Origin of the sequence: Paludibacterium yongneupense DSM 18731 (assembly GCF_000422925.1) — a bacterium.
Lineage (GTDB): Bacteria > Pseudomonadota > Gammaproteobacteria > Burkholderiales > Chromobacteriaceae > Paludibacterium > Paludibacterium yongneupense.
In genome coordinates this window covers 454929-478557 of record NZ_KE383957.1, presented here as the reverse complement: position 1 = coordinate 478557, position 23629 = coordinate 454929, and the positions used below count along the sequence as shown (strand labels likewise).

The window sequence follows — 23629 nt, the reverse complement described above, 5'->3', positions numbered from 1 at the left end:
GGAGTCCCCATGCACTGGAAACTGAATGCCACACCGGTATTCGCTGCCGGCCGTATCATCCTCTACGGAAAAACCAGCTACGTCATCACACCGGGCACCGAGCGGCGGCGCATCGCCAGCTTCATCGAAGAATGCGATCAGGGCCTGTCTGCCGCCAGACTACACAGCCATGCCTCCGTCAGCGTGCTCGGCGCCCTGATCGGAAAACTCATCCGTACAGGGCTGCTGGTGCGCTATCGCACCCGCTATCAGGATAGTCCGCTGGAAAAATCCTATGATTTCTTCTGCCACTACCTGGCCGACGCACGCCACTGCCCGGACTTCGACCCCGATACCCACCTCACCATCCTCGGCCTGGGAGGCGTCGGCGCCAATGTCGCACTGAATCTGTTACTGTCCGGATTCACCCGTTTCACCCTGGTCGATTTCGACCGCGTCGGCGCATCCAATCTCAACCGGCAGTATGGCTACCTCCCCGCCGACATCGGTCAGCCCAAAACCCGCTGCCTGGCCGAAAGAATGCGGCAGCTCAACCCGCGCTCGCATATCCGCTGCATCGAACACCGCGTCCGTTCCGCTGCGGCCTTGCATGCCATCCTGCCGCGCAGCGACATGGTGATCTCGGGCATCGACACCCCGCCCGCCCGGGCCGCATGCATTGTCGCCACTTACGCACTCGAAAGTGGCACACCGGTCCTGTTCGGATCGACCGCCCACGACAGCATCAAGGCGGGGCCACTCCTGGTCGGAAGAGACGCCGCATGCCGCTATCTCGTGCGCTTCGCTCCCTTGCGCGGGGTGCGCAGCAAACCCCTGTCCGGTTCACTCCCCTCAACCAACAGCCTTCTGTGCGCGATCATGAGCAACGAAGTCATCAATTACTTTTACCACCTGCGTCGCAACCTGTGCCTGAACCGCGAACTGACGCTGGACCCTTTCAATCTGAGCACACTGGGGGAATACTGCTATGAAAATGGCACGGATCAGCGCCTCGATTTTTGACGCAGAACTGGTCGGCTACCTGCTTCAGCGCCTGCCTGTCTGCGCCAGGGTCGGGCACAGCCCTGCACTGCCGCTCAAGGCGCGCCTGGCCTACTACCACACCGACTCGCCAGCCACCGACCATGCGCTGGTGCATGCCATCGGGCGCGAGCTGGCGCTCGAGCCCGAGCCGCCGCCCGGCACCTTGCGCCGCGATCCGGTGCTGGAACGCCGAGTCGGCCAGGCCTGGAAGCTGATCACGAGCCAGGCCCCGGCCGCCGGGGCCGTGCTCGCGCGCCTGGTGGGCAGAATACTGCTGGTCGAGCACCGCGCACTGATCGCCGCCAGCACCCGCGCCTTCCCCGGCTGCATCCTGCTTGCGCCCAAACGCGACTGGCGCTGCCTGGACTTTGTCGAAGCGATGGTGCATGAAGCGTCCCATCTCGATCTTTTCCTGCGTCAGAGCGTCGACCCCCTGATTTACCCCGGACCACCGCTGCCCAGCCCCCTGCGCTCGAGTCTGCGTTCGCCTCTTGGAGTATTGCACGCGGCCTTTGTTCTGCGTCGTGTCACCATGGTGCTATGCGAGCCCGCCATCGCCCGCGCCCTCGGCGCCGGCGCCGCCGTACGGCTCGCGCTTCGCCGTCGCCAGCTCGGGCAGGCACTGTCGTCCCTGTCCTGCCATGACGGCTTCACCACGGCGGGCCGGCGTCTGCTGCGCGCGCTGGAAGACGAGAGTACGCCATGCTGATTGCCGAGTTGCGCACACGGGCATCCCTGTTCCGGCACCGTCCCTATCGCTTCTTCGCCGCCAGCGGACTGATCGCTACCTTCGGCAATGGCCTGATCTATATCGCGCTGGCCTGGGACGGATGGCAGCGCAGCGCTTCGCTGGGCACGCTGGCATGGTTGATGGCGTGTCTGTGGCTGCCGTCCGTCGTGTTCGGCCCCGTTTTCGGCGTCTGTGCCGATCGCTACGACCGACGCGCGCTTCTTGCCCTGTCCAACGCCGTACGGGGCGTCGCGCTGATCGTGTTCGCGCTGGCGGAACTGGGCGGCCATGGCCTGCCCATTGCCGCACTGGCGCTCACACTGGGGATTTTTCAGGCTTTTTACTTCCCGGCGGCCTTGCCCATGGTCAAGGATATGTTCGAGCCGACGCGGCGGCTCGAGGCAAACGCAACCGTGGACATCCTTTATGAATTCGGCACCATTGCCGGCATGACGGCAAGCGGCTTCCTGCTGGCGCGTACGAGCGGGGCGGCGGCATTTGCGCTGGGCGGAGGCTGCTTTGTCGTGGCGGCACTCCTGTGCGCGGCCCTGCCGCCGACATCGCGTTCAAGGACGGCGGAGGCGAATCCATGGTGGGCGTGCCGCGCCGCCCTCGGCTATCTGAGGCAGACGAAGGGACTGTGCGCAGCCTATCTGGTGCAGGCCCTGGTCATGATGCTGTTGATGACGGTCCCGATCGTGCTGGTTCCGTTTGCCAGCAGGACGCTCGGGGTTGGCGCGCGCGAATTTTCCTGGCTGGAAGCGCTCTATTCCCTGGGGGTATGTGCGGGAGGTTTGCTGTCGCCAGTGCTGTGCCGGACCCTGTCGACAAGGCGGACGCTATTCGGGCTGATCATGCTGCTGGCGCTCGCGCTGGCCTTGTTCTCCCTATCGCGAACGCTGGCGCAGGCCTGCGCCCTCTACACGCTGGTCGGGCTGGGCATGGCGGCCTGGGCCGTCAGCCTGACCCTGGCGCAGGATCTGACAGACGATGCGTTTCTGGGGCGCTTGCAAGCCGGCAGCCTGAGCGTGGCGGGCAGCGGCGTGCTTGTGATTTATGCCATGCTGCACCGGATCGGGAACAGTCTGGATATCGGCTGGATCTATGCGCTGTTATGCGCGCTGGCCCTGGCGGCCGCGTGCCTGCTGATCGACCGGCGCCAGTCTACGGCAGGCGCCTAGTGGCCGCCGCCCTGCCCGCCGCTCGCGCCGAAAGGAGGACGCGCGAGCCAGACCACGCCGATCATCAACGTGAAGATGAGCCCCATGGCCCAGAATACCTCGCTGGTGGAAAGCATATAGGCTTGCTGCGTGATGGTAAGGTCGATGCTGGAAAAGCCGGCGCCGCCATTGATGCCCTGCTCGGCCAGCCGCGCCAGATAATCCTGGGTCGCCACCGCCGACCCAGTCACCGACTCGGTCATTTGCGCGTGGTGCATCTCCTCGCGATGGGTCCAGACAAAGGTCACGATGGCCGTCGCAAAACTGCCCGACAGCGTCCGGAAAAAATTGGAAAGCCCGGATGCCGCAGCCATCCTGTCGGGGCCGATGCCGGATAAAATGATCTGGTTGAGCGGCACGAAGAAACAGGCGACCCCGATACCCTGCACGACCCGCGGCCAGATCAGCTGATCGAAAGCGGTATCCAGGGTAAAGCTCGCGTACCAGAACATGGTCAGCGCGAAAATCATGAACGCAAAGGATGTCATCAAGCGCAGATTGATGCGATGGATATTGCGGCCGACCAGTGGCGACAGGAAAAAGGCAAGCACCCCCACCGGGGCCGTCGCCAGACCCGACCAGGTCGCATCGTAGCCTTTTACCGTCTGCAACCAGAGCGGGAAAATCACCGTGCTCCCGAAAAAGCAGAACATGCCCATCGACAGGGTCAACACGCCATAGCGGAAGTTGCGCGCCTTGAACAGGGACAGATCGACCACGGGGTGCGCATCGGTCAGCTCCCATATCACCAGATAGGTGAGCGACAGAACCGCCACCACGGCCAGTCCGATGATCAGATGCGAATTGAACCAATCCAGATCGTTGCCGTTATCGAGCATGACCTGCAGCGAGCCGACGCCAAGCACCAGCAGTCCGAGCCCGATCAGGTCGATCGGCTTTTTCACGATCATCGTCTCGCGATCGCGCAGCAGCCGCCACGACAGCAGCGCCGCCAGCACGCCGACCGGCACATTGATATAAAAGATCCACGGCCAGCTATAGCTGTCCGTCAGCCAGCCGCCGAGCATGGGACCGAAAATCGGCGCGACGACCACCGTCATCGACCACAGTGCGAGCGCCAGGCCTTTCTTGTGATCGGGATAATTGGCCAGCAGCAAGGTCTGCGACAAGGGGACCATGGGGCCCGACACCAGACCCTGCAGAAAACGGAATGCCACCAGCGATTGCAGGCTGTCGGCAACCCCGCACAGCATCGACATCAGAGTAAAAAGGATGACCGACAAGACGAACAGGCGCACCTGGCCGAAACGCTGCGCAAGCCAGCCGGTCAAGGGCACGGCGATGGCGGCGGCCAGACCGTAAGAGCTGATGGCCCAGGTTCCCTGGGTCGAGCTGACTCCGAGATCGCCTGCAATATGCGGCACCGACACGTTGACGATCGTCGTGTCGAGGACTTCCATGAATGTCGCGAAGGCGACGGCGAGGGTCAACAGAGCCAGTTGGCCGCCGACCAGCGGCGCCGGGCGGCGCGGCGCGCCGTTTGATTCAAGAGTCAACGACAGGTCTCCTGGCAGGTCTGTTGAGTACTCGCGGTCTTACCTCGATGCCGCCGGACATGCGCCATCCTTGTCGACCTCCAGTGTGGCGAGCAGGTGTTTGAGCGTTGCCTCGAGCCCGTCGCGGTCGGTGGCGGTCAGGGACTTCAACGGCGCCAGGACCCGCGAGTGAACGGCCGGCAGCAGGGTCCGGGCGGCCTCTTCGCCGGCTGGCGCAAGAAACAGATCGACGCGACGCCGATCTTCGGGATTGGCATGCCGTTCCAGATACCCGCTGGCAACCAGCTCGTCGCAGATGCGTGTGGTATTCGCACGCGACTCGCCGGTCATGTCCGACAACTCGGAAGGGTTGAGCGGCGCGCCGTTGGAATTGATCAGCATGATCAAAGCCGTAAAGCTCACCGGATGGAAATCATGCTCCCTCAGCACCTCACGCATGCGCTCGTTCAAATCAGCCGTGATCAACTTCATCAACACGCGCAACATGAGCAATTGCGAGTCGCAGCCCGGAATGAAGTTGACGATGGCGTCGATCCGGTCCTGAATCTTGTCCAGCGAGGGGTGTGAAACATGCTGTTTGTTCATATATTAATAATACATTCGTGAATCATAAAAGTCAAAACGCGCCCCGTTTCCTGCCGCAGTGCTAAAATCGCCGACGCCCATCCTTATCCCTTTGCTAGCGAAATGAAAACGAGCAAGTGCAACCAGATCTACCAGAGCATCCTCAACGAGATCAGCAACGGCAAGCTGCAGCATGGGGATAAGCTCGACTCGGAAAACACGCTGAGCGAACATCACCAGGCCAGCCGCAGCACAGTCCGCAAGGCGCTCGATCTGCTGCAGGAGCGGGGCTACGTCCAAAAAATCCAGGGCAAAGGCATGTTCGTGCTCAGCCCGGATAATATCGAGTTTAACCTCGGAGGCATCGTCAGCTTCCAGGAGGTCAATCTCAAGCTGGGAAGGACAGTCCAAACCGAGGTTGCCGAGTTCCTGCCCCTGGATGCCGATCCCCGTCTCGCCGCGCTGCTGCAAGTCGGCACGGGCGAGCGCGTCGACCACATCAAGCGGGTTCGGACTATCGACGGCGAAAAAGTCATCCTCGACCTCAACTATTTCGTTGCAGCGCTCATTCCGGGACTCGACCGCGACATCGCCTCGGCATCGATATATCATTATATCGAACACGAGCTGGGTCTGAAGATCAGTTACGCCCAGCGCGTGATCGAGGCCCAGCCTTGCAACGAACTGGACCGGCGCTATCTCGACCTCAAGGGCACGGACCACGTCATCGTGGTCAAGAACCGCACATTCCTGTACGACGGCCAGCAGTTCGAATACACCGAATCCCGCCATCGACTGGATAAATTCCTTTTTTCGGACATCGCACGCCGCTAGTTGCAGCACCGCCCCCCGCCTTCATCCGCACCCGCCCAACATGCCGCGGCGCCGAACGGGTATAGTGCATCAACGCCCGACTTGACTATGCTTCGGGTAAGCAATACTTTTGTCCGATCGTAAACGTCCTTCGGACCCTATGGCGTAGCGTCCTCGTGTGCCCGCACATGATAGCGCAAGTCAGCCCGGCCCACTGCGCAGGAGACGATTTTGAGTCAGATACGGACGGCGCAATCCTGCGCCACCGATGCCCGCACCGCCGCTACCGAATTTCATCGCGGCCTGGCAGGCCCCGGCCTCTCCCTGGTGATTTTCTTCTGCTCCTGCGACTACGATCTCGACCTGCTCACACAAGAATTCAAGCACCTGTTCGCCGGGGTTCTCCTCGTCGGCTGCACCACGGCAGGAGGCTACGGCCCGCAGGGCTATCGCGAACACACACTGACCGGCGTCGGCTTTGCAGGGCCGGATTACCTGGCTGTCGCCGCTCAACTGCAGATACTCCCCGCGTTCGACCCTGCTGCCGCCAGAGACAAGATACAGGCGCTGCGTCAAGAACTGGAGACGCGTGCGCCCTGGGTCCAGTCGGTCAATACACTGGCTCTGCAATTGATAGACGGGCTGTCGGTCAAGGAGGAAATCGTCACCCGCACCGTGCAGAATGCGCTCGGTGCCGTCTTCATGGTCGGCGGATCGGCAGGCGACGGCATGCGCTTTCAGCGCACTCACGTCTTTTGCGACGGCGAATTCCACTCCGGCCGCGCCGTGCTGATTCTGCTCGCGACCCGGCTGCCGTTTCATTTGTTCATGACCCAGCATTTCTCGCCGCGCGAAGAGAGAATGGTCGTCACCCGCGCCGATGCCGCACAACGGCTCGTCTACGAACTCAACGGCCGACCGGCGGCGGCCGAATATGCGCGCAATGCCGGCGTCGACAGCCTGGACCCGGCCCTGTTCTCGCACATCCCGGTCATGGTCAAGCTTGGCGGCAAACACTACGTGCGTTCGATCCAGCAAGTCATGCCGGATGGCGCGCTGCGTTTCTACTGTGCGATCGAGCAGGGCATGGTGCTGCGCCTCGCCAGAGGCGAGAACCTGACGCAAGACCTGCGCGCGCAATTCGCCGATATCGCGCAGGCTCTCGGCGAGCCGCCGCAATTGATCATCGCCTGCGACTGCATACTGCGTCGCCTGGAAATACAGAATACGGGGCTGGCGGCGGAAGTTGACGCGCTCGGACGCGACAATCATGTAGTCGGGTTTGCCACCTACGGCGAACAATACCGCGGCGTGCATATCAACCAGACCCTGTCCGGCATTGCTTTTGGGCGCAAGCAGGAGGACGACGATGAGCGCCAAGCTTGAAGTCGCGGACGAGCGCACACGCCTGCTGGCCGAGATAGAGCGCCAGAACAGGGTGATCGAAGTACTGATGGACAAGGTGGAGGGGGGTGGCGAGGACTCGGAACTCAATCTGTTCCAGGCCACACTGATGCTTGAAGACCAGGTCAAGGCCCGTACTCATGATCTGCACGCGGCCTTGCTCAAGAACGAGCAGGCCAACAGGGACCTGCAGCGCCTGACCGACGAACTGAAGCAATCGCAGACCGAACTATTGCGCCATCAGGCGCACTTGTCCGAGCTCGTGACCGAGCAGACGCACGATCTGGTCCGCGCGATCGAAAATGCCGAAGCCGCCAGCCGCGCCAAAACCGAATTTCTCGCGACAATGAGCCACGAGCTGCGCACGCCGATCAACGGGGTCGTCGGCATGACCGACCTGGCTCTGGGAACCCGCCTCGACAGCCAGCAGCGGTCCTGCCTGGAAGTCGTCAAGTCCTCGGCCGACGCCTTGCTCCACATCATAGACACCATGCTCGACTACGCGGCGGTCGAATCGGGAAAACTGGTATTCGTGCCGGTTGCCATCGACCTGCCCCGCCTGCTGGCAGAAACCGCGCGCATCCACCAGGCAAGCGCCCAGGACAAGAACCTCGCGCTGCGGCTGGAAGTCGACCCCGACTTCCCCGCCTGGATACTCGGCGATCCGGGACGCTGGCGCCAGATCATGACCGTTCTCCTCGACAATGCAATCAAATTCACCGCACGGGGAACGATAGACGTTCGCCTCGAAGCGGCTTCCGGCGCGGAAGGTCCATACGGCGTGCTCACGGTGCGCGATAGCGGCATCGGCATCGAGAGCAGAAACCTGTCCCGCATCTTCGAACCCTTCACCCAGGCCGACTCGTCGAGTACGCGACGCTTCGGCGGCACCGGTCTGGGCTTGTCGCTGGCCAAACAGTTGGTGGCGGTCATGGATGGCGAAATCGTGGTGCATAGCGAGCCGGGAAACGGCAGCACCTTCACGGTTCGGGTGCCCTTGACGCGATGCGACCCCCCGCGGGACGAAGCGGTGTTCTCCCTGTGCGACGCGGGCTTCGACTATCGCCATGCGCTCATGGAGGCAGAGCCGCAAACGGCAGAAGCTGCCGCACGGACCCTGCTGGAACGCGTGGAGCTGTTGCCGGCATTGCACCAGGCCGTCCTTGCCGCCGACAGGGACGAAGCCCAGCGTACCGCGCTCGTGCTCAAGGATCTGTTTCTCGGGCTCGGTGCGATCCCGGCGGCCCGCCTGAGCATGGTCATCGCCGCCCAGGCCCGCTCCGGGCAGATGAGTAACGCAGAAGGAAAAATCGGCGACCTTGAAGCCGAATTTACCCTGCTGCTCCCCTTGCTGAAGGAGAAATAGGCGAGCGCTCTGTCCACTCCGTCCGAGCTTGAACTTGTGTACACAAGTCATTGACCCGACTTGTGTACACAAGTTAAGCTACTCGCACACAACACCACACGTGCGAGGAGTCAACAATGAATCATGACTATGCTGATCTGGCAAAACAGATCATTGAGGCCTTGGGCGGACGGCAGAACATTGCCCAGGCCGCCCACTGCGTAACGCGTCTGCGCCTCGCGCTGCGCGACGAAGCCCGCGTCTCTCTCGACGCGCTGCGCGCCGTCGATCTCGTCAAAGGCGCCTTCAGTACCGGGGGAGTGTTCCAGGTCGTCATCGGCGCCGGCGAAGTCGACCATGTCTACGATGCGCTGCTGGAGCAGACCGGCTTGCAACAAGCCACCATTGCGGAGGTCAAGTCGGCGGGGGCCGACACGCTCAACCCGCTGCAACGCCTCGTCAAAGTGTTTTCCGACGTCTTCATGCCCATCCTGCCTGCGATCATCGTCGCCGGCCTGCTGATGGGGGTGAACAATCTGCTCGGCGCACCGGGCATGTTCATCCCGGGCAAAAGCCTGCTGGCGGCCTACCCGGGGCTGGATGGCCTGTGGGGTCTGATCAATATGATGTCGAACACATCCTTCGTGTTTCTGCCCGCGCTCGTCGGATGGTCGGCCGCCAAACGGTTCGGCGGCAGCGAAATTCTGGGCATCGTGCTGGGCCTGCTGCTCGTTCACCCGGATCTGCTCAATGCATGGAACTATGGCGCGGCCAAGGCCGGTCTCGGCGGCGCGCAGCTGCCCTACTTCGACATCGGTTTCCTGCACATCGAAAAAGTCGGCTACCAGGGCCAGATCCTGCCCATCCTGGCTGCGGCCTGGGTCATGAGCCAGATCGAGCAGCGCCTCAAAGCGGTGGTTCCCAACTCCATCCAGCTCCTGATCGTCCCCATCGTGACCATCGTCGTCAGCGGCACGCTGGCGCTGGCCGTCATAGGTCCGGTCACGCGCCATATCGGCATCTTCATCACCGACGGCCTGGTTCATGTCTTCAATCTGGCACCCGCACTGGGCGCCGTCCTGTTCGGCGCACTGTACGCCCCCATGGTGATCACCGGCATGCATCATATGTTCATCGCCGTCGATCTGCAGTTGATCGCCTCGCACGGCGGAACGTTCATCTGGCCGATGATCGCCTTGTCCAATATCGCGCAAGGCAGCGCCGCTCTGGCCATGTTCTGGGTCTCGCGCAATGCCACCGAAAAAAGCATGGCCTCGACTTCCGCCATCTCGGCCTACTTCGGCATCACGGAACCCGCCATGTTCGGGGTCAACCTGCGGCTCAAGTTCCCGTTCTATGCCGCACTGGCCGGCTCGGCCTGCGCGGCAGCGTTCATCTCGCTCGGCCACGTCGAAGCGTCGGCCATCGGTGTCGGCGGCTTGCCGGGCTTCATCTCGATCATTCCGCAATTCATTCCCCGCTTCATGCTGGGCATGATCATCGCAATCGTGCTGCCCTTTGTCCTGACCTTCGTGCTCTCGCGCCGGAGCGCCAGCAAAAAGCTCGTGGCGGTCTGAACCGTCAAGCGCGACGCAAACCCGGCCTTCCGCCCTCGGCGGCGGAAGGTCTCTTTCCCGGAATCCGGCACCACCATGAACGCAATCGACTACAAACACGCCGTTGTATACCAGATCTATCCGAAAAGCTTTTGCAGCCATGCAGGTCACGCGACAGGCGATATCGCCGGCATACTGACCAAGCTCGATTACCTGAGCTGGCTCGGGGTCGACTACCTGTGGCTGACGCCGGTCTACGCTTCGCCCCAGCGCGACAACGGCTACGACATCAGCGACTATTATGCGATCGACCCGGCCTACGGCAGCATGGGCGATCTCGAACGGCTGATCGCCGCCGCACGCGATCGCGGCATCGGGATCGTGATGGACATCGTGGTCAATCACACATCGACCGACCATGCGTGGTTCAAGGCCGCCTGCGAATCTCGCGACAATCCTTACCGCGATTATTACCTGTGGCGCGACCAGCCCAATGGCTGGCAATCCAAATTCGGCGGGTCGGCCTGGCATTTCCACGAAGCGACCGGACAATACTATCTGCACTTGTTCGATAAAACGCAGGCCGACCTGAATTGGAGGAATCCGCGCCTGCGCGCCGCCATCTTTGAAATGATGCGCTTCTGGGCCGACAAAGGCATCGCCGGTTTCCGGCTCGACGTCATCAACCTGATTTCGAAGGACCCCACCTTCGCCGACGACGACGGGGACGGACGCAGCCGCTACACCGATGGTCCGGCCGTGCACGACTATCTGCAGGCCATGCACCGCGAGGTGTTCGCCGGCCGGGAGTTATTGACCGTGGGAGAGATGTCCTCGACCCGGATCGACGAGTGCGTACGCTACTCGAACCCAGAGCGCCGTGAATTGACGATGACCTTCAGCTTTCATCATCTCAAGGTCGACTACCCCGGCGGCGACAAATGGCAGGCCGCGCCCTTCGACTTTATCGAGCTCAAACGCATTCTGTCCGAATGGCAAACCGGCATGCATGACGGAGGGGGCTGGAACGCCCTGTTCTGGTGCAACCACGATCAGCCGCGCGTGGTTTCGCGCTTCGGCGACGACGGCGCTCAACGGGTGGCAGCGGCCAAGATGCTGGCGACGGCCTTGCACTTGCTGCAGGGCACGCCCTACATTTATCAGGGCGAAGAGATAGGCATGCGCAATCCGGGCTTTGCCGACATAGACAGCTATCGCGACGTGGAAACCCTGAATATCTATCGCGAAAAAGTCGCGGCGGGCGTCGCCCGCGATGACATCATGGCGGCGATCCGCCAAAAATCACGCGACAACGGACGCACCCCCATGCCGTGGAACGACAGCCTCAACGGCGGCTTCTCGACGGGCGAGCCCTGGATCTCGCTGGCGCCGGACTGGCACGAAGTCAATGTCGAGGCCGCGCGTCGCGACCCGGACTCGGTCGTCCACCGCTACCGCGAACTGATTGCCTTGCGCAAATCGCTGGCGGTGGTGCGCGACGGCCGTTACCGCTGCCTGAGCCCGGACCACGCCCGGATCTGGGCCTATACGCGTGAACTCGCTGACGAGCGCTTGCTCGTGGTCTGCAATTTTTACGGCAGCAGCGTCGACTACCGATTGACGGACGATGCCATCCCGCGCGGCTGGCGGCATGAAACGCTGTTTGGCGGCACCGCGCCGCCCCCCCTGCTGCGGCTCGGGCCTTACGAGGCGCTGGTGTGGCGGCTCCGTCCCTACCAGAACTGACCGTCGGGCAGGCCCAGGGTCAGCACGCCATGGGAGAAATGCGCCGCCGCCGCGCGCGCGCGCGGCGACATCAGCCGCAGCAGGACAGCCTTGTCCGGCATGTGTTCGCTGCTCAGTGCGGCGGCGCCTTCTCCCGCGCGCAGAACCAGAGCGTCGGCCTCGCGCCAGCCGCTCTCGGCGTAAAACGGCAACAGCTCGCGGTCGCAGGTGAATACCGCGAAATCCGCCCGCCCTTCCAGCAGCGTCCAGGTCGCATCGGCCAGCACGCGGCGCCCGAGTCCCCTACCGCGGAAATCGGGGTCGGTGGCAACGCAGCTCAGGCCGCAGGCCAGAAAGGACTCGCCGCCGACCCGCACGGTCTTGTGCAGAATGGCGGCGTGCGCAAGCGCGATGCCATTCTGCGCAATCCAGACCGAGTACGGTTCCAGGCACGCATCGAACCAGGGGAGATCCGGTGCCTCGTCGCCGGGCCAGACTCGTGTCAACAAACGCTTCAGCGCCTCGCGGCGCGGAATGTCGAGGTCCTGCCACGCTCCGTGGCACAGCTTTTCCCGCATCGGTTCTCCATTCAAGTACAATAAAGTCCATTCGCACCGACCCGGCAGCCACGATGAAAATACCCACCGGCCTCGCACTCAATCTGCTGCACCGCTGCAGTGCAGGAACACTGGCGACGCACTCCGTCGCGCTTCCCGGCTACCCTTTTGCGAGCACCCTGCCCTTCGCGACCGACTCACGGCACCGCCCGCTTTTTTTGATCAGCCAGCTAGCCGAGCATACCCGCAATCTCGACAGCGATCCGCGCGCCAGTCTCGCCCTGGCCGATCCGGATGCGCTGCATGCCGAAAATGCGGCACGCCTGACCATGATTGGTGATGTTACCCGTATAGATATCGACAGCGCCACCCGGGACCGCTACCTGCGCTACCTGCCGCATGCTGCCCTCTATCTGGAACTCGGGGACTTCGCCTTCTACCGCCTCGAGCCCCGGCGTATCCGCCTGGTCGCCGGTTTCGGCCGCATGGGCTGGATCGAGCATGATGTCCTGGAGTCCCTGCCGGTGCTGGAGGCGGATGCCGAGGCCGAACGACTGGCCGCGCTTGCCGCCGACAGCGGCATATGCGGGCTCGACCGCTTCGGCATCGATTTTGTACAGGATGGCGAACGCCGCCGTTCCGATTTTGCCGACGCCCTGGATGACGACGCACTGAGCCGCTTTCTCCAGCAGCGCACCGCTCCCATCTGAGCCCCGGAACGCCCCTTGTCTTCGTCTCTTCGCCACAACACATCGTTCCGCCGGTTCTGGATGGCCCAGGTCGCGTCCAGCACGGCCTATCAGATTTTGGTCGTCGCCCTCGGCTGGCATGTCTACGATCTGACACACAGCGCCATGAGCCTCGGTCTGGTCGGGCTCGCGCAATTCCTGCCGCAGCTGTCGCTGACGCTTCCGGTCGGCTACATCGTCGACCGCCATGATCGCCGCCGCATCGCATTCTACGCGCAGGCTAGTTGCGCGCTTCTGGTCGCCGCCCTCGCGTTGGGCAGTCGCTACAACCTTCATGTGGCCTCCATCTTCGCCTGCGCCGCGCTGCTGGGCGCCGCACGGGCCTTCGAGCCGCCCGCCATGCAGTCCCTGCTCCCCGCGCTGGTCGGCACCGCATCCTTGCCTGCCGCGCTGGCCACAAACGCGAGCGCCCGTCAGACCGCAACCATTGTCGGACCCGCGCTCGGAGGACTGGTCTATCTGCTGGGACCGGCCGCAGCCTACGGCAGCAGCGCCGTGCTGTTTTTCACTGCCAGTCGCTTGATCGCCGGGGTGGTGGTCACGGCCGCCGCGGCAAAGCGCGAGCCCGCGTCCCTGGCCACCCTGTTCGGCGGCGTCGCCTTTGTCAGGCGGCAACCCGTCATCCTCGGCGCCATCTCGCTCGATCTGTTTTCTGTTCTGCTCGGCGGCGCCACCGCCCTGCTCCCCATCGTCGCGCGCGACATCCTCCTCACCGGCCCTTGGGGGCTGGGGCTGCTGCGCTCGGCGCCCGCCGCCGGTGCCCTCGCCATGTCCGTCTATCTCGCGCGCCGCCCTCTGCGACGACGCGTGGGACGGACGCTGTTCATCGCGGTGGCAGGCTTCGGGCTGGCCACGATAGGATTCGGGCTGTCGCATTGGATGCCGACGTCATTGCTGTGCCTGGCAATGCTGGGGGCCACCGATATGATCAGCGTCGTGGTTCGCTCCTCGCTAGTGCAACTGGAAACGCCGGACGCGATGCGCGGACGGGTCAGTGCCGTAAACTCGATATTCATCGGAACATCGAACCAGCTCGGCGAATTCGAATCCGGCGTCACCGCCGCCTGGTTCGGAACGGTGCCGGCCATCGTTCTCGGCGGACTGGGAACCCTGCTGATCCTGGCCCTGTGGGCACGCCTGTTCCCCGCACTACGCCAGCGCGAGACCCTTGAAAGATCCTCTGCGTCGTGACGGCATCGTCCGTGCCCACCCTCGACCCACCCGAGAAACAGCCCCGCCTCTCCACCGGGCGCGGATGCCTCGGCAGATAGAACAATCGCGCGAGACGGTTCGAACCCGGGGCTGCACCGCACCCGACGGCAGCCGTTGCGCTTCGGGCACGAACCCGACCTCCCGCGCCCTTTCGCGCAACGAGGCGCGATCGGAATCCTTGAGCACCAGGCCACGAATAATCGGGCGGCCATGCTGGAGTTTTCCGAAAGCAGGACGCGCCGCGGCCGGCAAGGAACCGTCCGGGGAATGAGCAGTCAGATTCCAGACAGTCCACCCGGGTCCATACCATGCCAGACCACCTCGCACTCATTCAGGAGATCGCCGAACGCAGAGGCCACGCGACCCGTTGCGCACACGGGGCGGACGCAATGATGCGCTGGCTGCTGATCTGTCCGGCGCTGTTCGGCATCGCGGCCATCGTCGGCGCGCACAGGGTGTCGCTCGACACGCTGGCCGCCTTGTGTCTCGCCATGATGATTTGCAGCTCGCTCGGAATGGCGTTTGATTTTCCGGCGCAGGCGCGCCGCCATGCCGTGCTCGGACGACGGCTCGCACAGCTGGAAGACGAACTGGCCGGACGCGCCGGATTGACGGCGCGCGAGCACCGATCCGTGCGTGCGCGCTTGTCGTGGCTGGAACGTTGAAGACGCGTTGCCTAGCGGCCGTGCTCCATGATTTCGACCAGAACGTTCTTGAACACGAAACCGCTCACGCCGAAACCCAGCACCAGGAACAGGATGGCGGTGCCAAAACGGCCCGCCTTCGATTTACGCCCGAGATCCCAGATGATGAAGCCCATGAATACGATCAGGATGGTCAGACACACCCCCATCGAGATCGACGTGAACTGCTCCTCGGACATGGCGAACTTCATGGCGGCTCCATCAACGAAAAAGAAACGGCACTCCCGGCTCCCCGTTACGGCAGCAGGATCTGAGTGCGCAAATCGCGCGCGACAGCGCGTCCGAGCAAGCGCAGTTCGCCATAATCGGACGCCGGCACGATCACGGTATTTCGGGCAATGGTCAGCTTGCGCTCGGCGACCACGGTATCGCCATCCAGCCGGTAATGGGCATGATAGCGTCCAATGCGCGAGGTCACGTCGACATCACGCGGCAGGTTGCCGATGCGGGTGGATGGGCGCAGATGCAGAAAGACGACCTCCTCGCGCGTGCCGTTGAGCAAGGGCATGGGAAATTTGCGCACGTTCAGCAAAGTGGCATCGCGGGCAAAGCTGGAAAGACCGGACCCGCTCTCCAGCCCGGACGTCGCGATCAATGCGGATGGGGCCGTCGGATCGATGAAATCGGGAAGTTCGAAGCGGGTGAGGAAACGATAGGGATGCCCCGACCGCAGATCCTCGCGCAAGTCTCCGTTGCCGATCAGCCCCTTGCCACGCAAACCGGTCGCCGCGGCTTGCGGCTCTTCGCCATCGGAGAGGCTGGCAAAAACCTGCCGGGCAAAATATTCGTATACGCCGCTCTCTTCGACCTCGCTCCTGCCCGTCAGGCTACCGTCTGCCTGCAGCTGCAGATGGGTCAGCACCCGGACCTGATCGCTCTGCGGCGTAGCCACCGGCAGACGCTGCAAGCTGGACAGACCGCCATCATTGGCGATCACCAGCGCCGACTTGCCCTGCTCGGCATCGGTCAGGACGCCAAACGGCAGGTTCAGCGCCGTGGAGTCGGCATAGATGTCGAACTCGGGCAGATAATTGATCGCGTGATTGAATATTCCGAGCGGTAGCGCGACCTGCGGCACCCACCATGCATACTCGGCATTGACCAGCACCGGCCGACTGTCGATTCCGACCGCCGCGAGCAGCGCCTGATACAAGGTGACATGATCCTTGCAGTCGCCATAACGGACGCGCGCAATCGTTTCTGCCTCGTGCGGCACCACGCCGCCATCCCCCAGATAGATCGCGACATAACGCACATGCAGCTGCACCCAGCGATACAGCCTGGCGGCGGCTTCGCGCCGATTGCGGCTGCCCGCCGTAATTTCCTGCGCGAGCGACGCGATATACGGGGTCACGCGCGCTTGCGGAGTCGCGCGCTGGCTGTAGCGGCGTCCGAGCTCGTCGTATGAAGGCAGCGACGTCACCGCCAGGCGCGGGCTGACGTCGTCTGCATCGACCGCGCCGCGCTCGATCACTTCGGCCTTCTGCCGCCCGAGGTGCCAGTGCCACTGCCGAACGCCGGGCGTGCCCGACGCTTCTTCGCCGCCTTCAAGCTCGATCGCTTCGGCGTACAGCGGCAAGCTGGCCGGCGCGCGTATCGTGATATCGGCGGAGCGGACTTCCTCGTTGCGCGGGAAGGAGTCGTACAACCAGAACACCCCCGGCAGGATGGCCTGGCGCACATCGCGCCGGTAATGAATCGTGACCGTGGCGCCGGCTTCGAGCGCGGGGAACACCACATTCTTGACCATGCGATCGTCGAACAGGGGCGCATCGGCGCTTTCGGCCGACTGCTGCAACAGAATCTTGTCCGGCGTCACATCGATACGGCGCCCATCCGGCGTGCGGGTATAGGCCTCCACGATCGTCAGCGTTTCGTGCTGCGGGCTGAAACTCAGCGGATACTGGCTGAAAACCTTGATGCCGCCCGCATCGTTGACACGATAGCTTTCGCGAACGTCTTTGCTGTACCCGCCATCGGCTCTGACCTCGAGCGTCTGTCGCGAATCAAGCAGCGTATCGGCCGACTCGGCAAGAGCAAAGGAAGGGGCCAGCATCATGCCGACGAGAGCAAGGACAAACCGATACGAGCGCATGCGACGTTACCAATGAGACTAGTGATTGATAATAGCATCTATCGACCCGTCGACAGTGCCATCTCCCGGCTAACGATAAAAAATAGGCCGTCCCGCCGCCGATGGCCCGAAGCCGGAACAGCAAGAACCGGGCCAGACAAGGCCGCTGCCAACGGGCAGCACTTGCGGTAACATGCGCAGGAAAATCAACAGACGCATTACCGGGCAGGTTTCGCTCCCGCATCCGTCCTGGCTGACGCCGGCCAGGGCGGGCTGCCGTCGCACTGGATGCGACGAAACGGGAGGAGAGACAGGACATGAACGCAGCGACATGGAAAAACATCGTGGGGAAACAGGAAGAGAAGCTGTCACTGGACATTGCCGCGCAATACCTGGGCAGCCAGCAGCCGCAGTTTGCCGAAATCGTGCTAAAGAAAGTACTGTCCGCCAACCCCAGAAACACCCGGGCCAATGAATTGATGGCCCACATCGCAGGCCAGGCCGGCGATAAGGAATCGGCGCTTCACCATTTGACGCAGGCCTGCCGTCAGCCCGACTGCTCGCCCGGCGCACTGTATTTCCTCGGCACCGCCCACCTGGGCCTCGGCAAATTCCCCGAGGCGATCGTCACGCTGCGCCGGGCCGTCGACAAAAACGCGCACTTTTTCGAAGCCCTGCACGATCTGGGCCTTGCGTGCGCCCTTGCCGGACAGGCCAGCGAATCGATCGAGTACCTGACGCGGGCGCTATCGTTGCGGCCCGACTCGTTCGAAGCCTTGACCAACCTGGGCAATTCACTGCGAAAAGCCGGCCGCTTCGAAGAATCGCTGACGCAGCAAAGCCGCGCCATCGCGGTCAACCCGCACAGCCCGGAATGCTGGATGAACCGCGGAGTCGCGCATTACGAACTCGGTCATGGCGAAGACGCGCTTGCCGATTACGAGCAAACCTTGCAGTTGGACCCCGCGTATGCCGAAGCATGGTCGAACAAGGGCAATGCCCTGTGCGCGCTGAATCGGCCTCGCGATGCACTGGAGGCCTATGCCAAGGCGATAGACTTGAGACGCGACGACTATTCCAGCTACTGGAATAGCGCACTGGCGATGATGGCCCTCGGCGATTACGAAAGTGGCTGGCCGTATTACGAATACCGCTGGAAAAGGCAAAATGCAGACACGCTGCGCCACACCGGGCTTGCGCGACTGGAACGACTGGCCGACGCCCGGGACAAGACGATACGGGTCTGGTCCGAGCAGGGTTTTGGCGACACACTGCAGTTTGCCCGCTATATTCCCATGCTCGTGGCACGCGGCGCACAGGTTGAATTCGAGGTCCAGCCGGAGCTCTTCTCTTTATTTGACGGGCAATTCGACTGCCGCATCGTCGCGCGGGGCAGCGCAAATGTCGAAGCGGACTTCCAGATCCCGCTGATGAGCCTCCCCATGCTGTTTGGCACCCGCCTGGAGACGATTCCGACACCTTGCATCCTCCGCATCCCGTCCGACAAGACGCGCAAGTGGGAAGCCCGCCTCCCCCGCCCGACGGGCCGCTTGAAGCTGGGGATCGCCTGTCGCGGCAGCTCCAGGCACGAGAATGATCGCAATCGCTCGATGGCTCTCGCGCAGTTCGCTCCGCTGCTGGAATTCGCGGATCTGGTCGTGATACAGAAAGACATGCACCCGGACGACCTGGCGTTTCTCGAATGCAGCCCGCAAATTTCCTTCCCTGGCGCCGATATCGGCGATTTTCTCGACTCGGCAGCCATTGTAATGAATATGGATATGATCCTGAGCGTAGACACGTCGCTCGCCCACCTGGCAGGCGCTCTGGACCGCCCGGCCTTGATTCTGCTGCCGTGGGCCGCCGAATGGCGCTGGCTAGGCGAACGTCCCGACAGCCCGTGGTACCCGCACGCCACCCTGTTGCGCCAGCCGTGCCCGGGCGATTGGCACGCCGTCATCGCGGAGGCGGCCGAAAAGCTCGACGCCCGCTGACGAAAACGGGCGGGACAGCCTGCATGGCTGCCCCGCCCGCACGATGCGGCGCGACCGAAACCGGAGGCGGCGCGTTCAGCCTTTCAGCCGCGAAGCAATGCGCAAGCGCAAGGCGTTCAGACGGATGAAGCCGGCGGCGTCGGCATGATTGTATGCGCCGCCGTCCTCGTCGAAGGTGGCGATATTCGGATCGAACAGCGAGTCCGATTTCGAATCGCGACCCACGACATAGACACCGCCCTTGTACAACTTCAGGCGGACCCAGCCGTTGACCGTGGCTTGGGAGGCATCGATCATCTGTTGCATCATGCGGCGTTCAGGCGCCCACCAGTAGCCGGTGTAAATCATGGTCGCGTATTTCGCCATCAGCTCGTCCTTCAGATGGGCGACTTCGCGGTCAAGCGTGATCGACTCGATCGCGCGGTGCGCCTTGAGCATGATGGTGCCCCCCGGCGTTTCGTAGCAGCCGCGCGACTTCATGCCCACATAGCGGTTTTCGACGATGTCGAGACGGCCGATGCCATGCTTGCCGCCGAGGCGGTTGAGCTCGGTCAGCACCTGCGCCGGAGACAGTCGCGCACCGTTGATGGCGACGATATCGCCCTTCTCGTATTCCACTTCCACGTATTCAGGCGCATCCGGCGCATTTTCCGGGCTGGTGGTCCATAGCCACATATCGTCTTCCGGCTCGTTGGCCGGGTTTTCCAGCACGGTGCCTTCATAGGAGATATGCAGCAGATTGGCGTCCATCGAGTATGGGCTGCCGCCGTTTTTCTTTTTCGAGATATCGATGCCGTGCTTTTCCGCATAAGCGAGCAATTTCTCGCGCGACAGCAGATCCCATTCGCGCCACGGAGCGATGACTTTGATATCGGGCTTGAGCGCATAGTAGCCGAGTTCGAAGCGAACCTGATCGTTGCCCTTGCCGGTCGCGCCATGCGAGACGGTATCGGCGCCGACCAGGTTGGCGATCTCGATCTGACGCTTGGAGATCAGCGGGCGGGCGATGGAGGTGCCCAGCAAGTATTCGCCTTCGTAGATGGCATTGGCACGGAACATCGGAAATACGAAATCGCGGACAAATTCTTCGCGCAGATCATCGATAAAAATGTTTTCCGGCTTGATGCCCAATGCGATCGCTTTCTTGCGTGCGGGCTCGACTTCTTCGCCCTGGCCGATATCGGCGGTGAAGGTCACGACTTCGCATTGATACGTATCCTGCAGCCACTTGAGAATGACCGAGGTATCGAGACCGCCGGAGTAAGCCAGAACCACTTTCTTGATATCAGACATCGTTTTTTCCCTACAAATAATGAGTTATCGACGCCGCGCCCCGCGCGACGCCCTTAATCGTTGACCCGGCCGAGCAGCAAGAACTCGATCAGGGCCTTCTGGACATGCATGCGGTTTTCCGCCTCGTCCCATACCACGCTCTGCGGCCCGTCGATCACGCCGGCACTGACTTCCTCGCCGCGATGGGCGGGCAGGCAGTGCATGAACAAGGCATCCGCTGCCGCATGCGACATCAGCGCCTCATCGACCTGGTAGCCGGCAAACGCCTTCAGCCGCTCGGCCGCCTCGGCCTCGTAGCCCATGCTGGTGAACACATCGGTGGTCACCAGATGCGCACCGGCGACCGCTGCGCGTGGATCATTGCCCGCCGTCAGCATGGGCGCATCGCAGCGCTCTGCCTCCGGCAATTCGAAACCGGCCGGCGAGGCGACCTTGAGCGAGAAGCCGAGCACACGCGCCGCTTCCAGCCAGGTCCGGCTCATATTGTTACCGTCGCCTATCCAGGCAACCGTCTTGCCCTGAATGGGGCCGCGTTGCTCGATGAAGGTGAAAATATCCGCCAGGATCTGACAGGGGTGGTATTCGTTGGTCAGACCATTGATCACGGGCACGCGCGAGTAGGCCGCCAGTCGTTCGACCAGGCTCTGTTCAAAGGTGCGGATCATGATGATATCGCTCATGCGCGACAGCACCCGCGCCGTATCCTCGATCGGCTCGCCGCGCCCGAGTTGGGACGACTTGCTGTCGAGGAACATGGCATGCCCACCGAGTTGCGACATGCCGGCTTCAAACGACACCCTGGTCCGCGTGGAGTTTTTCTCGAAAATCATCGACATGACCCGTCCGACCAGGGGGCGGTATAACTCGCGGCGGATATGTCGTCGCTTCAGAACCCGGGCACGTTCGAACAGATGTTGGTAGTCATCGTGAGTGAGGTCGCTGAATTTCAGGTAATGCTTCACATCCGTCATGGTCGTCCGTCCGAAAAAAAAGGGCCACCGCGCACAGTGCATGCGCGATGGCGCTACTACACGCTGGTCTCAAGTCTCATGTCGCCACATGTCGGATACCCGCCATGATTTACATAAATGCGACAAGACTTATATTTATCGGAAATCCGACTCGCTGACAAGGCATTCCGCAAAAACAGGCCGATTTACGCGACTTATTCGACCCCAGGCAGCCTCTCCATCTCATCTGCGCGCAGCACGCGCACGTGAAATTCACCGTCGACTTCGGCCAATCCATGTATTTCCATCGACTTCTGCGTGCGCAGCAAGCGCGCGAGATAGAGCACGATGCTCATATCGATCTGCTGACCGGGAACCAGCACCGGAATACCGGGCGGATAAGGCACGATCTGATCGCAGCACACCCGCTCCAGCAGCGCGGCATTCGGCCGTCCTTCATCATCGAGCAAGGGCAGCAGCTCGCCGCCCTCGTAGAAGGCGTCGCGCGGCAGGCAGGCCAGCCGGGTGAAGCGCGGCAGCTCCGGAAGGCGCAGACCCGCACGCGCAGGACGGGCTTCGCGCGCGAGTCGCGCCATCGCATCGTACAGTCGCAGCATCTTGCCGGGCGTGCTGCCTATCGTGAACAGCAGGGTCAAGGTACTGAAGGTGGTTTTCTCTATCTGGATATTGAACCGGTCGAACAACTGGTGCTGCAACTCGTCGGCACTAAAGCCCGAAGCCGCGATATCGACTGTCAGCTTGGTCGAATCCAAAAGGATGCCATCGCCGCGCACCTCGTCCGGAATCAGATCGTCTAGCTCGAGCACGCGAAACACCCCGGTGGAATTGATGCGCGCACGCATCTCGTCCGCGAGCCGCAGCGTACGCGCGAGCAGACGAAACCCTTCCATCACCGCCTGCTTGCGCGCCACATCCAGACTCGCGATAAGCGCGTACTGCGGACTGGTCGAGGCGTGCATATTGAAGTTTTCCCGAAACAGGTGTTCGTCGAAAGCGGGATCGTTGACATGAATCATGCTGGCCTGGGAAAACGCGGACAGAACCTTGTGCGTACTCTGGGTCACGTAATCGGCTCCGGCTTCCAGCGCAGTCGGACGGAATGCCGGGTGAAAACGGGCGAAGCCGTACCAGGCTTCGTCGACGATGACCTTGATGCCCGCAGCATGCGCGGCAGAGACAATAGGAGCGAGGTCGTAGCGCAGCCCGTCGTAAGTGCAGGACGTCAGAATCAGCGCGCGTGCGCCGGCATGCGCCTCGATGGCGGCAAAGAGAGTGGCCTTGGGCACCGGACCGAAAATGCCGTAGCGCGAATTGACCGAGGCATCGAGGTAGACCGGGCGTGCGCCGCTCAGAATCACCCCGTGGTGGACGGACTTATGGCAGTTGCGATCCAGCAGGACCGTATCCCCCGGCGCCAGCAGTGTCTGGAAAATGACCTTGTTCGAGGTCGAGGTGCCATTGGTGGCGAAATAGGTGCGCCGGGCGCCGAAGGCCTTGGCGGCGAGCTTTTGCGCTTCCGCGATCACGCCGGTCGGATGCAGCAGCGAGTCGAGCATGGCCACCGAAACCGACAGATCGGCGCGCAGCAGATTCTCGCCGACAAAATCATAAAAATCGCCGACCCAGGGGCTCCCCTTGAGCGAGTCGCCGCCGGAGTGGCCTGGCGTGTGCCAGGAATCCTTGGCCATGGCGACGTACTGCTTGAGCCTATCGTAGAAAGGGGTCGCCGCTTTTTCCGCCAGTTCGGCCGAGAGAATGCGGAACCAGCCGCGATAATCGGCATCGTCGACTTCGAAGTAACCGTCCAGGGCCTCCTGCGCGAGCGGTTCGCTCGACGGCAGATCGCCATGCGCGAGCAGACTGTATAGCGACAACTCAGGGCGCAAGGCCCGCAGCGCCGAGGCCAGCCCGCCGCCATCCCTGCCGGCCCGGTCGAGGCGGCTGTCGATCAGCACCAGCTGAATATCGCCATCCCCCTGCAAGGCCTCGATGGCGGCGGGCGCATCCTCGGCGGCATCGAAGCCGAGATTCCACGGGTTGTCGAGCTGCGCGGCGGCGCCATTGAGACCGGACAGCCAGGCGATCCGCCCGGGCTCATCCTCGCTGACCAGCAGCGCACGACATCGCAGCATGATGGGCCTATCCTCTCTAAATTAACAATGCCAATGCCATGCTAAC

Annotated in this window: 20 protein-coding genes; 12 read left to right on the top strand and 8 right to left on the bottom strand. The window is 62.6% G+C overall.

Features of this window, described 5'->3' with window-relative positions; translation table 11 throughout:
- Positions 1 to 9 precede the first annotated feature (9 nt).
- Genes G520_RS24115 through G520_RS0116630 form a run of 3 tightly spaced genes read left to right on the top strand, consistent with a single transcriptional unit; the run spans position 10 to position 2934 of the window.
- Positions 10 to 1002: a ThiF family adenylyltransferase gene (locus G520_RS24115; protein WP_051229481.1), complete on the top strand. Its 993-nt coding sequence runs from the start codon at positions 10 to 12 to the stop codon at positions 1000 to 1002.
- Entirely contained in the window at positions 968 to 1732 is a 765-nt protein-coding gene (locus tag G520_RS23275) for an aKG-HExxH-type peptide beta-hydroxylase (RefSeq protein WP_084637683.1), read from the top strand. Before G520_RS24115 ends, G520_RS23275 begins: the two co-directional genes overlap by 35 nt.
- Positions 1726 to 2934 (top strand): MFS transporter, encoded by a 1209-nt coding sequence (locus G520_RS0116630; protein WP_028536629.1) that lies wholly within the window; start codon positions 1726 to 1728, stop codon positions 2932 to 2934. The genes G520_RS23275 and G520_RS0116630 overlap by 7 nt, the downstream gene beginning before the upstream one ends.
- Here the strand turns inward: G520_RS0116630 and G520_RS0116625 are convergent.
- Together G520_RS0116625 and G520_RS23270 are read right to left on the bottom strand one after the other, a co-directional pair.
- Positions 2931 to 4490: a DHA2 family efflux MFS transporter permease subunit gene (locus tag G520_RS0116625; RefSeq protein ID WP_028536628.1), complete on the bottom strand. Its 1560-nt coding sequence runs from the start codon at positions 4488 to 4490 to the stop codon at positions 2931 to 2933. The two genes, G520_RS0116630 and G520_RS0116625, sit on opposite strands and share 4 nt — an antisense overlap.
- Before the next feature lie 39 nt (positions 4491 to 4529).
- The gene (locus tag G520_RS23270) at positions 4530 to 5075 is read right to left on the bottom strand and encodes a MarR family winged helix-turn-helix transcriptional regulator (protein WP_051229479.1); all 546 of its coding nucleotides are present in this window, start codon (positions 5073 to 5075) and stop codon (positions 4530 to 4532) included.
- Between the two features lie 102 nt (positions 5076 to 5177).
- Between G520_RS23270 and treR the strand changes: the two genes are divergently transcribed.
- The 5 genes from treR to treC all read left to right on the top strand — a co-directional run bounded on the left by treR (position 5178) and on the right by treC (position 11918).
- Positions 5178 to 5888: a trehalose operon repressor gene (gene treR / locus G520_RS0116615; RefSeq protein WP_028536627.1), complete on the top strand. Its 711-nt coding sequence runs from the start codon at positions 5178 to 5180 to the stop codon at positions 5886 to 5888.
- A 210-nt stretch (positions 5889 to 6098) separates the two neighbouring features.
- A complete protein-coding gene (locus tag G520_RS0116610) occupies positions 6099 to 7253 on the top strand; it encodes an FIST N-terminal domain-containing protein (protein ID WP_246542647.1) in 1155 nt (384 codons plus the stop codon).
- Complete coding sequence (locus G520_RS24110) at positions 7237 to 8637, top strand: sensor histidine kinase (RefSeq protein ID WP_028536625.1); 1401 nt, start codon at positions 7237 to 7239, stop codon at positions 8635 to 8637. The genes G520_RS0116610 and G520_RS24110 overlap by 17 nt, the downstream gene beginning before the upstream one ends.
- A gap of 116 nt (positions 8638 to 8753) precedes the next feature.
- Complete coding sequence (gene treP / locus G520_RS0116600; RefSeq protein ID WP_028536624.1) at positions 8754 to 10193, top strand: PTS system trehalose-specific EIIBC component; 1440 nt, start codon at positions 8754 to 8756, stop codon at positions 10191 to 10193.
- A 75-nt stretch (positions 10194 to 10268) separates the two neighbouring features.
- Positions 10269 to 11918 (top strand): alpha,alpha-phosphotrehalase, encoded by a 1650-nt coding sequence (gene treC / locus G520_RS0116595; RefSeq protein WP_028536623.1) that lies wholly within the window; start codon positions 10269 to 10271, stop codon positions 11916 to 11918.
- Here the strand turns inward: treC and G520_RS23260 are convergent.
- Complete coding sequence (locus tag G520_RS23260) at positions 11906 to 12475, bottom strand: GNAT family N-acetyltransferase (protein ID WP_051229478.1); 570 nt, start codon at positions 12473 to 12475, stop codon at positions 11906 to 11908. The genes treC and G520_RS23260 overlap by 13 nt on opposite strands.
- 53 nt (positions 12476 to 12528) lie before the next feature.
- Between G520_RS23260 and G520_RS0116585 the strand changes: the two genes are divergently transcribed.
- The 3 genes from G520_RS0116585 (at position 12529) to G520_RS0116575 (ending at position 15080) form a co-directional block, all read left to right on the top strand.
- Positions 12529 to 13164 carry a HugZ family pyridoxamine 5'-phosphate oxidase gene (locus G520_RS0116585; protein ID WP_028536622.1) on the top strand — a complete coding sequence of 212 codons (636 nt, stop codon included), beginning with the start codon at positions 12529 to 12531 and terminating at the stop codon, positions 13162 to 13164.
- A 15-nt stretch (positions 13165 to 13179) separates the two neighbouring features.
- Positions 13180 to 14394 carry an MFS transporter gene (locus G520_RS0116580; RefSeq protein ID WP_028536621.1) on the top strand — a complete coding sequence of 405 codons (1215 nt, stop codon included), beginning with the start codon at positions 13180 to 13182 and terminating at the stop codon, positions 14392 to 14394.
- A 329-nt stretch (positions 14395 to 14723) separates the two neighbouring features.
- On the top strand, positions 14724 to 15080 hold the full coding sequence (locus tag G520_RS0116575) for a hypothetical protein (RefSeq protein ID WP_156876999.1): 357 nt from the start codon (positions 14724 to 14726) through the stop codon (positions 15078 to 15080).
- Between the two features lie 11 nt (positions 15081 to 15091).
- Here G520_RS0116575 and G520_RS0116570 read toward each other — a convergent pair whose 3' ends face one another.
- Both G520_RS0116570 and G520_RS0116565 read right to left on the bottom strand, forming a co-directional pair.
- On the bottom strand, positions 15092 to 15298 hold the full coding sequence (locus G520_RS0116570) for a DUF2788 domain-containing protein (protein WP_028536619.1): 207 nt from the start codon (positions 15296 to 15298) through the stop codon (positions 15092 to 15094).
- Between the two features lie 56 nt (positions 15299 to 15354).
- Positions 15355 to 17214, bottom strand: a complete 1860-nt coding sequence (locus G520_RS0116565; protein ID WP_028536618.1) for a DUF3857 domain-containing transglutaminase family protein — start codon at positions 17212 to 17214, stop codon at positions 15355 to 15357.
- Positions 17215 to 17510: 296 nt separating this feature from the next.
- On the opposite strand from G520_RS0116565, the gene G520_RS0116560 reads away from it, so the two are divergent.
- On the top strand, positions 17511 to 19187 hold the full coding sequence (locus tag G520_RS0116560) for a tetratricopeptide repeat protein (protein ID WP_028536617.1): 1677 nt from the start codon (positions 17511 to 17513) through the stop codon (positions 19185 to 19187).
- Between the two features lie 75 nt (positions 19188 to 19262).
- On the opposite strand, the gene G520_RS0116555 is transcribed toward G520_RS0116560, so the two are convergent.
- The 3 genes from G520_RS0116555 to G520_RS0116545 all read right to left on the bottom strand — a co-directional run bounded on the left by G520_RS0116555 (position 19263) and on the right by G520_RS0116545 (position 23583).
- Complete coding sequence (locus G520_RS0116555; protein ID WP_028536616.1) at positions 19263 to 20480, bottom strand: argininosuccinate synthase; 1218 nt, start codon at positions 20478 to 20480, stop codon at positions 19263 to 19265.
- 53 nt (positions 20481 to 20533) lie between these two features.
- Positions 20534 to 21451: an ornithine carbamoyltransferase gene (gene argF, locus G520_RS0116550; RefSeq protein WP_028536615.1), complete on the bottom strand. Its 918-nt coding sequence runs from the start codon at positions 21449 to 21451 to the stop codon at positions 20534 to 20536.
- A gap of 194 nt (positions 21452 to 21645) precedes the next feature.
- On the bottom strand, positions 21646 to 23583 hold the full coding sequence (locus G520_RS0116545) for an aminotransferase class I/II-fold pyridoxal phosphate-dependent enzyme (protein WP_036666410.1): 1938 nt from the start codon (positions 23581 to 23583) through the stop codon (positions 21646 to 21648).
- Positions 23584 to 23629 lie beyond the last annotated feature (46 nt).